At 70.1% G+C, this 13,717-nt stretch carries 10 protein-coding genes; 4 read left to right on the top strand and 6 right to left on the bottom strand.

The features are described from left to right. Positions 1-108: 108 nt before the first annotated feature. Positions 109-1,134 (top strand): ATP-dependent 6-phosphofructokinase, encoded by a 1,026-nt coding sequence (locus SGFS_RS20365; RefSeq protein WP_286252217.1) that lies wholly within the window; start codon positions 109-111, stop codon positions 1,132-1,134. A gap of 29 nt (positions 1,135-1,163) precedes the next feature. On the opposite strand, the gene SGFS_RS20360 is transcribed toward SGFS_RS20365, so the two are convergent. Both SGFS_RS20360 and SGFS_RS20355 read right to left on the bottom strand, forming a co-directional pair. Continuing rightward, positions 1,164-1,934, bottom strand: a complete 771-nt coding sequence (locus SGFS_RS20360; RefSeq protein WP_286252216.1) for a helix-turn-helix domain-containing protein — start codon at positions 1,932-1,934, stop codon at positions 1,164-1,166. Positions 1,935-2,004: 70 nt separating this feature from the next. Continuing rightward, positions 2,005-2,994, bottom strand: a complete 990-nt coding sequence (locus SGFS_RS20355; RefSeq protein WP_286252212.1) for a tetratricopeptide repeat protein — start codon at positions 2,992-2,994, stop codon at positions 2,005-2,007. Between the two features lie 549 nt (positions 2,995-3,543). Here SGFS_RS20355 and SGFS_RS20350 point away from each other — a divergent pair. Both SGFS_RS20350 and SGFS_RS20345 read left to right on the top strand, forming a co-directional pair. Then, positions 3,544-4,005, top strand: a complete 462-nt coding sequence (locus tag SGFS_RS20350; RefSeq protein WP_286252210.1) for a PPOX class F420-dependent oxidoreductase — start codon at positions 3,544-3,546, stop codon at positions 4,003-4,005. Positions 4,006-4,161: 156 nt separating this feature from the next. Continuing rightward, complete coding sequence (locus tag SGFS_RS20345; RefSeq protein WP_350284008.1) at positions 4,162-6,291, top strand: tetratricopeptide repeat protein; 2,130 nt, start codon at positions 4,162-4,164, stop codon at positions 6,289-6,291. Between the two features lie 168 nt (positions 6,292-6,459). On the opposite strand, the gene SGFS_RS20340 is transcribed toward SGFS_RS20345, so the two are convergent. From SGFS_RS20340 to SGFS_RS20325, 4 genes are all read right to left on the bottom strand, one after another. Beyond that, a complete protein-coding gene (locus SGFS_RS20340) occupies positions 6,460-8,376 on the bottom strand; it encodes a tetratricopeptide repeat protein (RefSeq protein ID WP_286252209.1) in 1,917 nt (638 codons plus the stop codon). A gap of 109 nt (positions 8,377-8,485) precedes the next feature. Beyond that, positions 8,486-9,388, bottom strand: a complete 903-nt coding sequence (locus tag SGFS_RS20335; protein ID WP_286252207.1) for a 5'-methylthioadenosine/S-adenosylhomocysteine nucleosidase family protein — start codon at positions 9,386-9,388, stop codon at positions 8,486-8,488. A 78-nt stretch (positions 9,389-9,466) separates the two neighbouring features. Beyond that, positions 9,467-10,147, bottom strand: a complete 681-nt coding sequence (locus SGFS_RS20330; protein WP_286252206.1) for a response regulator — start codon at positions 10,145-10,147, stop codon at positions 9,467-9,469. Further along, on the bottom strand, positions 10,144-11,808 hold the full coding sequence (locus SGFS_RS20325) for an ATP-binding protein (RefSeq protein WP_286252205.1): 1,665 nt from the start codon (positions 11,806-11,808) through the stop codon (positions 10,144-10,146). The genes SGFS_RS20330 and SGFS_RS20325 overlap by 4 nt, the downstream gene beginning before the upstream one ends. A gap of 440 nt (positions 11,809-12,248) precedes the next feature. On the opposite strand from SGFS_RS20325, the gene SGFS_RS20320 reads away from it, so the two are divergent. Then, the gene (locus SGFS_RS20320) at positions 12,249-13,628 is read left to right on the top strand and encodes a cation:dicarboxylate symporter family transporter (protein ID WP_286252203.1); all 1,380 of its coding nucleotides are present in this window, start codon (positions 12,249-12,251) and stop codon (positions 13,626-13,628) included. Positions 13,629-13,717 lie beyond the last annotated feature (89 nt).

Raw genomic sequence — 13,717 nt, 5'->3', positions numbered from 1 at the left:
TGGGGCGGCGGGGCCGCAGGGGGCGCGGCGGTGCCCTGGGAGCCGTGAAACAATCGGACTGGCTCACAAGTACCAGCACCAAGCAGGACGAGCAGGAGACACAGCACGATGCGTATCGGAGTTCTCACCGCAGGCGGCGACTGTCCGGGCCTGAACGCAGTGATCCGGTCGGTCGTGCACCGAGCCGTGGCGCACTACGGCGACGAGGTCATCGGCTTCGAGGACGGCTACGCCGGCCTGCTCGACGGCCGCTACCGCAGTCTCGACCTGGAGTCCGTCAGCGGCATCCTCGCCCGCGGCGGCACCATCCTCGGCTCCTCCCGCCTCCAGCGCGACCGCCTCCGCGAGGCGTGCGAGAACGCGCAGGACATGGCACACCAGTTCGGCATCGACGCGCTGATCCCGATCGGCGGCGAGGGCACGCTGACGGCGGCGCGGATGCTGAGCGACGCGGGCCTGCCGGTGGTCGGTGTCCCCAAGACGATCGACAACGACATCTCGTCGACGGACCGCACGTTCGGCTTCGACACGGCGGTCGGCGTCGCCACCGAGGCGATGGACCGTCTGAAGACGACCGCCGAGTCGCACCAGCGGGTGATGGTGGTGGAGGTCATGGGCCGCCACGCGGGCTGGATCGCGCTGGAGTCCGGGATGGCGGCGGGCGCACACGGCATCTGCCTGCCCGAGCGGGCGTTCGACCCGGCCGACCTGGCGAAGATGGTCGAGGAGCGCTTCGCACGCGGCAAGAAGTTCGCGGTCGTGTGCGTCGCCGAGGGCGCCCACCCCGCCGAGGGCTCGATGGACTACGGCCACGGCGAGATCGACCAGTTCGGCCACGAGCGCTTCCAGGGCATCGGCACGGCCCTCGCGTACGAGCTGGAGCGACGCCTCGGCAAGGAGGCCAAGCCCGTCATTCTCGGCCATGTCCAGCGGGGTGGCTCGCCGACCGCGTACGACCGGGTGCTCGCCACGCGCTTCGGCTGGCACGCGGTGGAGGCCGCGCACCGGGGTGAGTTCGGCCGGATGACCGCGCTGCGCGGCACCGAGATCGAGATGGTGCCGCTGGCGGAGGCGGTGACCGAGCTGAAGACGGTGCCGAAGGATCGGATGGACGAGGCGGAGTCGGTGTTCTAGACGTTCAATAGCCGTCTACACGTTCAATCTCAATAGCTGCTGGTCCGCTGCACGAGTGGCCAGAAGTGATCGATGATCTGTTCGAGATGGTCGCGACCGGCGTCGCCCGCGTCGGTCGCGGCGGTGCCGTTGGCCCAGGTGAGGCCGGCGGTCACCAGCTCCTGGTAGTCGGTGTGCATCTCCTGGAGCACGGCCTCCAGGAGGCGTCGGTCGAGGGACAGCAGCTTGGCGGTGGGCCGTACGTAGGCCTGCCAGCGGGTGGTGACCGCGCCACGCAGGAGATCGGCGAGATGGGCCTCGCGGCCGGTGACGACGATCAGGTCGGGCAGGGAGAGGCCGAGGACGTCGGCGAGGGCGGAGGCCTGACGGTCGCTGCCGTGCCAGTCACCGGCGTCCTCCATGCGCAGATAGCTGTTGAGTTCGAGGCCGACGGCCCGGGCGACGTCCTCCGGCGCGAGACCGCGGGTCACGCGGTGCTCGCGCAAGGTGCGCGGGGCGCCGATGAGTTCCCTCGGTGAGCACCACAACACCCCAGCGAGTGCGGTGAGTTCGGGTGCGGTCGGGGTCATGGTCCCGCGTTCCCAGGCCATGACGAGGTCCGGGCCGACGTAGGGGAGGCCGTACGAGGAACGCATCCAGTACGCCACGTCCTCGGGGCCCATGTTGAGGGCGACGCGGAGTTTCTGGGCGGCCGGGGCGTTGAAGGGCGGGGTGTGGGTGGGGGCCTGTGCGGGTTCCTGTTGTTGCGGGGGCTGCCGTTCATGCCGGTCGTGCCGTTCATGGGCTGGGCGTCGGTGCACGCGCACAACCTAGGGGCGTGGGGCTGCGGTGACTACGGGCGGTTCGGCCACAATCACGGATTGTAGGAAACTACGGTTCGGGCTCGGGTGGGGGTTCCGGCTGGGGCTGAGGCTGAGGCTCGGGCTCGGGTTGCGCTTCGGCTGAGGGCAGTAGTTCGCGGGCGACGGTGAGGTTGTCGGTGACGCGCTTCGCGCCTTCGGCGTCGCCGAGGTCGCGGAACAGGGCCCGGGCCTCTTCGTAGGCCTCTACGGCGTTTGCCGTCCGGCCCGCGCGGATGAGGGAGCCGGCGAGATTGTTGAGGGTGCGGGCCTGGGTGCGCAGGTCGTTGGCGGTACGGGCCTTGACCAGGGCCTTCTCGGTGACGGAGACGGCTTCGTCGACGCGGCCCGCGAGGAGGTAGGCGCTGGCGAGGTTGGAGAGGGTGGAGGCCAGGCGGGGGTGGTCCGGGCGGTCCTTCCGGAGGGCGTCGGGGCCCGTCGGATCCTCCAGGTCGGCGACGGCTCGCAGGCCCAGTTCGATGGCCTCGGTGAGGTCGCCGTCGTTCCCCGTGTGTTCGTACCGGACGCGGAGCGCGCTGCTGAGACTGGCGAGGGCGGCGGCCCGCTGGGAGAGGCCGGGCGGCAGCTGGACGACGGCGTATCGCCCCCAGGAGATCGCCCGGTCCAGGTCCACGGCGTTGCCGGTGACCTCGGCGCGGGTGTGGAGCGCGCTGATCAGGTTGGGGATCGTGGCGCTGAGCGCGGGTGCACTGCTGTGCCGGAGCTGGTCGAGCTGGGCGACGAGGGCGTCGGCGAGGTAGGTGATGGCCCAGTCGAGATCGGTCACGTCTGCGCTGTGGCGGAAGCGGGCGAGGCGGAGAAGACCGAGGTTGGAGAGGAGCGTGGCGCGCAGCGGGCCCGGTTCGGTGACGGGGAGGACTCGTTCGAGTGGTTTCAGGGCACGGTCGGCCGTGTTGGTGTCGGTGATCGACTCCGGGGACGGGGGGTTCTGGAGCAGGGCGACGGCTCTGCGCTGGGTCTCGGGGTCGATGTCGGGGTTGATGTCGGGGTGATCGCTCATGTTCCTAGGCCCATGTTCCTCAGGTGCGCGTCGATGAAGTAGCGCGCCATCCCCTCGTCGTAGAAGTAGATGCACCGTTCCTCGTCGAGCTCGACCCGCATGATCACGCCGGATGGCTGGTTGTTGCGGGAGGAGGGGGAGGCGGGGGGCGGGTGAGGGGGTGGACCTGCGGGGTCGGCGGTGGTGGGACGGAAGGGACCGAGGGGTGCGGGGTTCCGTCCCCGAGGGGGTGGTCTGTCGGCGGGGCCGGGGCGGGGGCTGGGGGATGGATGTGAATGGTTCCCGCGTTGCCGACCTGGATTGCGTTGCCCGTGATCTGGGGGGTGCCGTCGATGGAGTTGGCGGTGCCCGTCGGGGTGGCCGATGTGGCAGTCGGTTGGGCGGCCGGGGGCGGCGGGCTCGGTGGGTTGGGCGGATTGGGGGGTGTGCTCCCCAAGTCCCTTCCGGTGCCGCCCACTTGCTCCAACCCCCGTCGTCACATCCGTACCTCAGTTCAGTCTGACTGGCGAAGTGCGCGCACAGCAACCGCTCGTGGGTAAGGGTGACCTCATGGTGAAGCTGGACGGACACATACGTGAGCGCCTACTGGCGCCGAACTTCTGGCACTTGGCGACGGTCGGCCCTGACGGGGCACCTCAGGTGTCGCCCATGTGGGTGGACATCGAGGTCGACGGAGACGGCGACGGGGCCCATGAGTACGTCATGGTCAACACGTCGGTGGGGCGCGTGAAGGAGGAGAACCTGCGGCGCAACCCGAGCGTGTCCCTGTCCCACCACGACACCGAGAACCCCTACGACCGGGCCGAGATCCGGGGGCGGGTGGTCCGGTTCGTGGAGGGGGAGGAGGCGGAACGGGGCATGGACCGGCTGACGCGGAAGTACATCGGGGAGGAGCGGTATCCGTGGCTGCTGCCCGGCGAGCGGCGGCTGATGATCCTGATCGAGCCGGTGCGGGTGCGGAGGGTGGTGGGGGTGGAGCCGTTCCGGCCCGGGGTGTTGCCGGAGGGGTGAGGGTTGGGGTTTAGAGCAGGTGGTCGGCCTTGGTGGGTGGCGTGGCGGGCACCTCTTCACGGTACTGCGCAGTGGCCTGGCCAGAGTGGGTGTTGGGCGGGTCGTGGAGGCGTAGCGTGTTGGGGCGTTGTGTTCGGGAGCGGCTCGGGGGATGGCGTGGTGGTCGGTGAGGGTGGGCGGTACGGCGGGGACCACATCGATGCCCGGGACGCGACCTTCAACGGGCCTTTCGTCGCCAAGGGCGACTTCCATCAGCATGCGGCGGCGGCGCCGACGGCCGTGGACGCGCTGCCTGCGAGGGTGGCCGGGTTCACCGGTCGGGCGGGTGAACTGGGGCGGCTGCTCGACGCGCTCGAACCGTCCTCCGATCGCGGCGAGGCGACGCCGCCGGTGCTCGTCGCGGCCCTGTCCGGGCTCGGTGGCATCGGCAAGACCGCGCTCGCCGGTGAAGCGGCGCACCGGGCGTGTGGGAGGGGCTGGTTTCCGGGCGGGGTGCTCTTCCTGGATCTGCACGGGTACGACGACGAACCGGTGAGCGGCGAGCAGGCCTTGGCGGCGTTGCTGCGTGCGCTCGGTGTGGAGCCGAAGGACATTCCCGTAGGGATGGACCAGCGGGCCCCGCTCTACCGGTCGAGGCTCGCCGAGCGGGGGCGAGAGCGTGGCGCGGTACTGATCCTGGCCGACAACGCGTCTTCGCCGGACCAGGTACTGCCGCTGTTGCCCGGTGACGTACGGCATCGGCTGCTCGTCACCTCGCGCGACAAGTTGCCCCAGCTCGGGGCGCGGCTGCTGGCGTTGGACGAGCTGACGTCCGGGGAGGCGTACGAGCTGCTCGATCGGGCTGTGCGGATCGCCGATCCGGCCGACAGCCGTGTCGAAGACGAGGCCGGGGCGGCAGCCGAACTCGCCGCCCACTGTGGACATCTGCCGCTGGCCCTCCAGATCGCGGCGGCGCTGCTCGTGCTGGACTCTGGCAAGCCCGTTGCCGAACTCGCCACCGAACTCTCCGAGTTCCGCAACCGCCTCGACCACCTCGGCGACGGTAAGCGCAGTGTCCGCGCCGCATTCGACCTCTCGTACCGGAGGCTGCCGCGCGAGCAGGCCCGGTTGCTGCGCCTGCTCGCCCTTGCGCCGGGGCCTGAGGTGAGCAATGAGGTCGCTGCGGCGCTGGTCGGCCCAGGCGCTCCTCCGCTGCGGGAGCTGGAGGCGTTGGCCCGTGCGCACCTTGTGGAGCGAGGCGGCCGGCGTGGGTGGTGGCGGTTGCATGACTTGGTGCGGGTGTTCGGGGCGGGTGTGGTGGAGGGGGATGCGGGGCTGCGGGAGGAGGGGGCGGCGGCGCGGCAGCGGGTGCTGGGGTTCTACAGCCGGTGGGCGTTGGCGGCGGACAACCGGTTGCGGTGGTTGCCGGGGAGGGCGGAGCCGGAGCGGTTTGCGGACCGGGGGGAGGCGCTGGCCTGGCTCGACGGGGAGCGGGCGGGGTTGGTGGTGGCGGCTTCGTGGGCGCGGGAGGAGCGGTTCGCCGACACGGCGGTGAGGTTGGCCGCGTGTCTGGGGGAGTACCTTCACTGGCGGCGCCATTTCGACGACTGGATCATCGTCGGCCGTGCCGCGCTGGAGGCCCCGCACGGCGCCGGGGGTCGCCTCAGCGAGGCCATCGCGCAGAACAATCTTGGCATTGCCCTACGGGAGACAGGTCGGGTGGAGGAGGCGGTCGAGGCCCACAACCGCGCCCGTGACCTGCATCAGGCCGCAGGGGACCGGCACGGTGAAACCGCTGCGTGGAGCAATCTGGGTCTCACTCTGCGGGAGGCGGGTCGGGTGGAGGAGGCGATCGACGCGCTGGCCCGTGCCCGCCGGCTGTTCCAGGCAGCCAAGGACCGTCATGGCGAGGCCACGACGTGGAGCAATCTGGGTCTCACTCTGCGGGAGGCGGGTCGGGTGGAGGAGGCGATCGAGGCCCTGGCCCATGCCCGCCGGCTGTTCCAGGCAGCCAAGGACCGCCATGGCGAGGCCATGACGTGGAACAGCCTTGGCCGCGCCTTGCGGGACGCGGGCCTGATGGAAGAGGCGATCGAGGCGCACGGCAGAGCCCCGGAGATCCTCTGCGAGTTCGAGGACTGGTACAGGGCAGGCGATGCCTTCCACAACCTGGCCTTCGCTCACGAGCACGCCCATCGCCCTGCCGAAGCCCGCGTCACCTACCTCCGAGCCGCCGACGCCTACACCCGAGCCGACGCCCCTGCCGAAGCCGCCCAATCCCGCACCCGGGCCGAAGCCCTGGAGTAACCCCACCTCGTTGCTTAACCGCCCCACCCAAAGTTCCCCCACATCATCACGACTGTTTGCAGGAGACCTCGACGGTGTCCGGGGCGCTGCCGGAGCCGTTGCCGCAGGCGGTGAGGGCGGCTGAGGCGAGGGCGACTGCGGCGGCTGTCGCGAGGAGGGGTGGTCCGGTCAGGTCAATGCGTCTGCGGCGGCTTGGGCTTGGGCGGCTTCGGAGGGGGCCTTGGCTCGGGTGAAGGCTTCAGCGGACCGGAGGAGGTAGTCGCGGGCTTCGGTGGGTTGGTCTCGCATGTGGGCGACCCCCAGGTTGTGCAGGACCTGGCCCACACAGCGCCAGTCCTCGAACCTCAGGTGGATGTCCAAGGCGTGGTCGAGGGCCTCGACGGCCTCGGCAATGCGATGTGCCCTGCCCAAGGCCAAGCCCAGGTTGCTCCACGCCAGAGCCTCACGATGCGGGTCTTCCACGGCCCGATACAGGTCGCGGGCGCGGGTGTGAGCTTCGATCGCCTCCTGTGTCCGGCCCGTCCCCTGCAAGGTGACGCCGAGGTGATTCCAGGCGTTGCCCATACCGCGGCGGTCCTCAAGTTCCTGATACAGGCCGAGGCAGCGGACGTGCGCCTCGATCGACGCCTCCAGCCGACCGCTCTTCGCCAGGGCGTTGGCAAGGTCGTCCAAGGCCGTGGCTTCGCCGTGACGGTTTCCGATGTCCTGAAACAGATCGCGAGCCCGGGAACAGGCTTCGATCGCCTCCTCCGTGCGGTCGGCCGTTCTCAGGACCATGCCCAGGCGGTTCCAGGTACGGGCCTCGACCGATCGGTCTCCGGAGCGTTGGGTGACCTCCAGGGCGGTACGGGCGACGGTGATTCCCTCGTCGAGGTACCGCCACCACTCCAGGTACCGGATCAGGCATCCGGCCAGTCGCGCCGCCCTATCCGCGTACCGCTCCTCGCGCGCCCACTGCACCGCCGCGACCAAACCGGCACGCTCGCTGTCCAGCCATGCCCATGCCTCCAACCGGTCCGCGAAGCGCTCCGGCTCCGCCATCCCCGGAATCCAGTTCAACCGGTCGTCGGCCGCCTCCGCCCACCGGTGGTAGAACTCCAGCAGCTGCTCCCGAGCTCGCTCCCCTTCCTCCCGCAGCCCCGCATCCCCGGCCACCACACCCACCCCGAACGCCCGCACCAAGTCATGCAACCGCCACCGGACATCCCCAGCCGACAACAGCGGTGTGACAAGGCGTGACGCAGCCAGCTCGTCCAGCAAGGCCAACGTCTGGTCCGTGGCAAGGCCGGCCAGCGCCACGGCCGCTTCCTTGCTGATCTCGGCCGTCGGTGCCAGACACAGCAGGCGCAGCAACCTCGCCTGTTCCGGAAGAAGTTGGTCGTACGCCGCCTCGAGAATCGGTCGTACGCCCAGCGCTGTTGTCCTGTCTTCGGTGTTCCGGAGCTTCTCCACCATCGACTCGATGGTCCGGAACCGTCCCCTGCGCAGCAGACCGGCGACGATCTGGAGCGAGAGCGGGTGGTGACCGCACAACCGGGCAAGGTCGGCAACGGCGTCGGGCTCCCGCGCAACCCGGTCGTCCCGCTCGTCACTGATCCGCAGGGACTTGTCGATGAGGTCGGCCGCGTCCCCCGGCTCCAGCGCGTCCAGGTCGATCAGCCGGGCGTCCAACGCCCAGAGCCGATCCCGCGAAGTGATCAGCACGCGGTGATGGTCAGTACCGGGAATGAGACGGTTGACCTGGCTCGCAGTCGACGCGTTGTCGAGAACCAGCAGCATCGGGGCGCGCCGCTCCGCGAGAAGCTCCCGATAGAGGACGTACTGCTCAGGCGCCGTAGCCGGAAGATCCGCCCCCTGCACCCCGAGCTTGCCCAGAAGGGCCAGAACCGCCTGATCCGGCGTGACCGGATTGTCGTCGTACCCCCGGAAGTCGACGAACAGCGTCCCGCCCGGGAACCACCCCTGCCGCACCGCCTTGTGCCCGGCGTACAACGCCAACGACGTCTTACCGATCCCACCCAGCCCGGACACCGCGCAGATCACCACCGGCAGATCGGACTCGGCCGACGGGTCCAGGATCGGCATCAGACGAGCCAGGTCGTCGTTCCGGCCCGTGAATCCGATGGGTACGGCAGGGAGCGAGGCGCTCGCGACCGGGACCGGGCCGTGTACGGGGCCACCGCCCTCCGCTGCGTTACCGCCTGTCGTCCTCCCGCCGCTCCCGCCCCACCTGCTTCGCGACGAACGGCCCGTTGAACGTGCTCCCCCGGAAGTCGTAGTGCCCCCCTCCGTACGTGGGCCCCCGATCCCCGTACGTCGGAGTGGACCCCCCATGGGGCCCCTCCTCTGAGTCGCCGGACCCGGACCCCGACGACCGCCCCCTGAAGGGCTGAAGTCTCCGCAGCACGGCCACCAGCGCCTCCGCCGCCCGCTCCGCGGCCTGCGGCTGGGAGCCGGAGGTGTCCGCCTCGGGCTTGCCCGCGTCCGCGTGGTTGCCGATGCCCCGGATCACCAACGCGTCCAGGCCGTCGCTCAGATGCGCCGCGTGGGCGACCCCGGAGCCCTCCGTCTCGATCGCGGCGGCGTCGTTGTAGTGCAGCCGCAGATACGCGGCGATCGCCGATTCCGCGTCGGCCAGTACGACATCGCCCACCGCGATCGGCTTGAAGTGCACCGGGAGGTCACGCAACGCGAACCGTGCCGCCTGCTCCAACCGGTACGAGGAGCGCCAGGCCTCCGGGCGGACCTGGAACCCCTCCGGGGTCTGCTTGCCGCCGTGGATGCCGTACACCTTCGTACCCACCACCACATCGCCGAGCGCGATGTCGTCCTGGAGACCGCCGGCCACCCCGACGAAGAGCAACGCCTCGGGGTCCAGCCAGTCCACGATCCGCTCGGTCAGCGCGGCGGCGTTCTGCGCGCCCGCGCCCAGTTCGGCCACGGCCACGTGCCACGCGGAGTCGGGGAGGCGGCCCCGCTCGACCAGCGTCCCCTTCCGGTGTTCCAGCACCTCCGTGTCCTTCAGGTGCTTACGGACGGCCATGAACTCCGACGGGAGCGCGGTGAGGACCACTACGGTGGGTTTTGTCTCCGGCACACGTCCAAGGTACTGCCAACTCACCTGAACAGACCGTGCGTTGGCGGATCCCCCACATCAGCCCCGCCCTACTGCCCCTTACTGCCCCTTCACCCACCGATACTGCAACTCCGGCCGCCCCACCTGCCCGTACTGCGGACTCCGCGCAGCCCTCCCCGAGTCCACCAGATGCTCCAGATACCGCCGAGCCGTGATCCGCGAGATCCCCACCTCCTCCGCGACCCCGGCCGCCGTCAGGCCCTCGGCGCAGTCGCGCAACGCCACGCTCACCCGCTCCAGCGTGGGCGCGCTCAAGCCCTTCGGGAGGGCCGCCGGGCCGGGGGCGCGAAGCGTCGCCAGTGCCCTGTCCACCTCGTCCTGGCCGCTCGCCTCCCCGGCCGCCGCATGGAACTCGGAGTACCGGATCAAGCGGTCCCGGAGCGTCGCGAACGTGAACGGCTTCAGTACGTACTGCACCACCCCGAGCGAGACCCCCTCGCGCACCACCGTCAGGTCCCTCGCCGACGTCACCGCGATCACGTCCACGTGGTAGCCCGTCGCGCGAAGTGAGCGGGCGAACTGCAGGCCGTGTACGTCCGGCAGGTGTAGGTCCAGGAGGAGGAGGTCCACCGGGGTGCGGTCCAGCGCCCGGCGGGCCTCCGCCCCCGTGTGCGCCTTGCCCACCACCGTGAAGCCGGGGACGCGGCCGACGTACATGACGTGTGCGTCGGCGGCCACGGGGTCGTCCTCCACGACCAGGACGCGGATCGGCTCGCTCATGCTCTCTCGCCCCCCGCCACGGTCACCGGCACCGTATCCGCCCTCCGCAGCGGCAGCCGTACCTCGAACTCCGCCCCGCCCCCGGCCGCCTCCGCCACCGTCAGGGTGCCCTCGTGGCGGCGTACGGCCTGGCGGGCCAGGGCCAGGCCGAGGCCTCGGCCGCCCGGGCCCGCCGGTTTCGTCGAGAAGCCGCGTTCGAAGACCGCCTCCGCATGGGCGGGGTCCACGCCCGCGCCCGTGTCGGAGACGCGCAGGACCAACACCGAGTCGTCCGCGACCTCGGCCCCGTCATCCGTATCCGTGTACGCCGTCACCGTCACTCTCGCCCCCACCGATCCCTGTGCCGCGTCCACGGCGTTGTCGATCAGATTGCCCAGCACCGTCACCAGGTCGCGGGCAGGGAGCGACGGCGGCAGCAGGCCGTCGTCGATGCGACTGTCCTCCGAGACCACCAGTTCCACACCCCGTTCGTTCGCCTGCGCCGCCTTGCCGAGCAGCAAGGCGGCCAGCACCGGTTCGCTCACCGCCGCCACCACCTGGTCCGTGAGGGCCTGTGCCAGTTCCAGCTCCGCCGTCGCGAAGTCGACCGCCTCGTCAGCCCGGCCCAGCTCGATCAAGGACACGACCGTGTGGAGGCGGTTCGCGGCCTCGTGCGCCTGTGAGCGCAGGGCCTGGGTGAAGCCTCGTTCCGAGTTCAGCTCGCCGGTCAGGGACTGCAGCTCCGTCACATCCCGCAAGGTCACCACCGTTCCCCTGCGCTCGCCGCCCGACACCGGTGACGTGTTCACCACCAGCACCCGGTCCGCCGTCAGATGCACCTCGTCCACCCTCGGCTCCGACGCCAGCAGCGCCCCGGTCAGAGGGGCGGGCAGGCCCAGGTCGGCGACCGAGCGGCCGACCACGTCCTCCGTCACGCCGAGCAGTTCCCGCGCCCCGTCGTTGATGAGCGCCACCCGGTACTGGCCGTCGAGCATCACCAGGCCCTCGCGTACGGCGTGCAGGGCGGCCTGGGTGTAGTCGTGCATATTGCTCAGCTCGGCGGCGTTCATGTTGTGGGTGTGCCGACGCAGGCGGGCGTTGACGATGTACGTACCGAGGCCGCCGAGGGCCAGCGCGCCCGCCGCCACGCCGACCAGGGCCGTCAGCTGGCCCTGGACGCGCTCGCTTATCGCCACGACCTTGATGCCGGCGCTGACCAGGCCGATGACCTTGCCGTTCTCCTCTATCGGCGTGACCGCGCGGACCGACGGGCCGAGGGTGCCCGTATAGGTCTCGGTGATGGAGTCGCCCTCCAGCGCCCTGTCGATGTGGCCGAGGAAGTGTTCGCCGATCTGCTCCGGACGGGGGTGCGTCCAGCGGATGCCGTCGGTGTTCATGATCGTGACGAAGTCGACGCCCGAGTGCTGCTGCACCTCGGTGGCGTACGGCTGGAGCAGCTTCGTCGGGTCGGAGGTGTGGACCGCCTCACGTACGGAGGGGGAATCAGCCACCGTACGGGCCACGGCCAGCGCGTGGCGGCGTGCGGCCTCCTCCGCCTGGGAGCGGTCGCTGACGTACGTGAACACCGCGTACCCCAGCACCACGACCGTGATCAGTACGGCCTGCACGGCGAAGAGCTGACCGGCCAGGCTGCGGGGGCTGAGGAGTCGGGGGACGCGCATGCCAACAGTCTGCATCGACGTGTAGGCGTGAACTAAATGAACGGAAGGGTGACCGCCCTCACAGAGCGAGACATAGTCACCCCATCGACCACAGCGCGAAAGGGAGCACGACTCCCGCCCCGGGACCCCACCCCCGAGCCGCCGGGAGCCCCCACTCCCACCCCCAGGAACCCACCCCGGTTCCGCCCCCGTGAACCTGCGGGTTCCAGCCAACAGCAAGCCGACAGGGACCTTCGGGTTCCGCCCCGGGAGCCCCCACTCCCACCCCCTGGGAGCCGGTCTCCCAACCGGAGGCCACAACGGCTTCCACCCCGGAGGCCACAACGGCTTCCACCCCGGAGGCCACAACGGCTTCCACCCCTGGGAGACCTTCTCCCGCATTCCCCCGGACGTGAGCCGCACGCCGGATGAGCCGACGACGTCGTCGACGAGGAGCAGCCGTGGCCAGCACCACCAATACGGCACCTACCGCACCCGCCAAGCGGGACCGCACCCACTACCTTTACATCGCCGTGATCGTGGCTGTGGCCCTCGGCATCGCCGTGGGCCTCATCGCCCCCGACTTCGCCGTCGAGCTGAAGCCCATCGGCACCGGCTTCGTGAACCTGATCAAGATGATGATCTCGCCGATCATCTTCTGCACGATCGTGCTCGGCATCGGTTCCGTACGGAAGGCCGCCAAGGTAGGCGCGGTCGGCGGTATCGCACTGGGCTACTTCCTGATCATGTCGCTGGTCGCCCTCGGCATCGGTCTGGTCGTCGGCAACATCGTCGAGCCCGGCACGGGTCTCGCCGTCACCGACGCGATCAAGGAGACCGGCCAGGCGCAGGTCTCGCCGGAGGCCAAGGACACCACCGAGTTCCTGCTCGGCATCATCCCGACCACGATCGTCTCCGCCTTCACCGGCGGCGAGGTCCTCCAGACCCTGCTCGTCGCGCTCCTCGCGGGCTTCGCGCTCCAGGCCATGGGCAACGCCGGCACGCCGATCCTGCGCGGCGTCGAGCACATCCAGCGCCTCGTCTTCCGCATCCTCGCCATGGTGATGTGGGCCGCCCCGGTCGGTGCGTTCGGCGCCATCGCGGCCGTGACCGGTTCCGCCGGTCTGGACGCCCTCAAGAGCCTCGCCGTGCTGATGGTCGGCTTCTACATCACCTGCTTCCTCTTCGTCTTCATCGTCCTCGGCGCACTGCTGAAGATCGTCGCGGGCCTGAACATCTTCACGTTCTTCAAGTACCTGGGCCGTGAGTTCCTGCTGATCCTGTCCACCTCCTCCTCCGAGTCCGCGCTGCCGCGCCTCATCGCGAAGATGGAGCACCTGGGTGTCAGCAAGCCCGTCGTCGGCATCACCGTCCCGACCGGCTACTCCTTCAACCTCGACGGCACCATGATCTACATGACCATGGCGTCCCTGTTCATCTCCGACGCCATGGGCACGCCGATGGCGATCGGCGAGCAGATCGCGCTGCTGCTCTTCCTGCTGGTCGCCTCGAAGGGCGCCGCCGGTGTCACCGGTGCCGGTCTCGCCACCCTCGCGGGCGGTCTGCAGTCCCACAAGCCCGCCCTGGTGGACGGCGTCGGCCTCATCGTCGGCATCGACCGCTTCATGAGCGAGGCCCGCGCCCTCACCAACTTCGCGGGCAACGCCGTCGCCACGGTCCTCATCGGCACCTGGACCAAGGAGATCGACAAGGGCCGGGTCGAGCAGGTCCTCGCCGGACAGCTGCCCTTCGACGAGAAGACACTGCAGGACGACCACGTTGTCGCCGGGGACGATGCCGCCTCCGACGCCGACGGTGAGAAGGAACTCGCCAAGGCGTGAGTGCCTCGGGCGCCCCGCTCCCCGAACGGGGCGCCCCCTGAGAAAGACCCCCTGAGGAAGACCCTGAGAACCACCCCCTGAGCCCTCCC

Source organism: Streptomyces graminofaciens, assembly GCF_030294945.1.
Taxonomy (GTDB): domain Bacteria; phylum Actinomycetota; class Actinomycetes; order Streptomycetales; family Streptomycetaceae; genus Streptomyces; species Streptomyces graminofaciens.
The sequence above is the reverse complement of the archived record's forward strand: the minus strand, read 5'-3'. Positions and strand labels throughout refer to the sequence as shown.

What these genes read in the sequence shown, in the direction of transcription:
- SGFS_RS20365 (WP_286252217.1), top strand. Translation starts at nt 109, where the DNA reads ATGCGTATCGGAGTTCTCACCGCAGGCGGCGACTGTCCGGGCCTGAAC.
- SGFS_RS20355 (WP_286252212.1), bottom strand. Translation starts at nt 2,994, where the DNA reads ATGAGCGATCACCCCGACATCAACCCCGACATCGACCCCGAGACCCAG.
- SGFS_RS20350 (WP_286252210.1), top strand. Translation starts at nt 3,544, where the DNA reads ATGGTGAAGCTGGACGGACACATACGTGAGCGCCTACTGGCGCCGAAC.
- SGFS_RS20340 (WP_286252209.1), bottom strand. Translation starts at nt 8,376, where the DNA reads ATGCCGATCCTGGACCCGTCGGCCGAGTCCGATCTGCCGGTGGTGATC.
- SGFS_RS20330 (WP_286252206.1), bottom strand. Translation starts at nt 10,147, where the DNA reads ATGAGCGAGCCGATCCGCGTCCTGGTCGTGGAGGACGACCCCGTGGCC.
- SGFS_RS20325 (WP_286252205.1), bottom strand. Translation starts at nt 11,808, where the DNA reads ATGCGCGTCCCCCGACTCCTCAGCCCCCGCAGCCTGGCCGGTCAGCTC.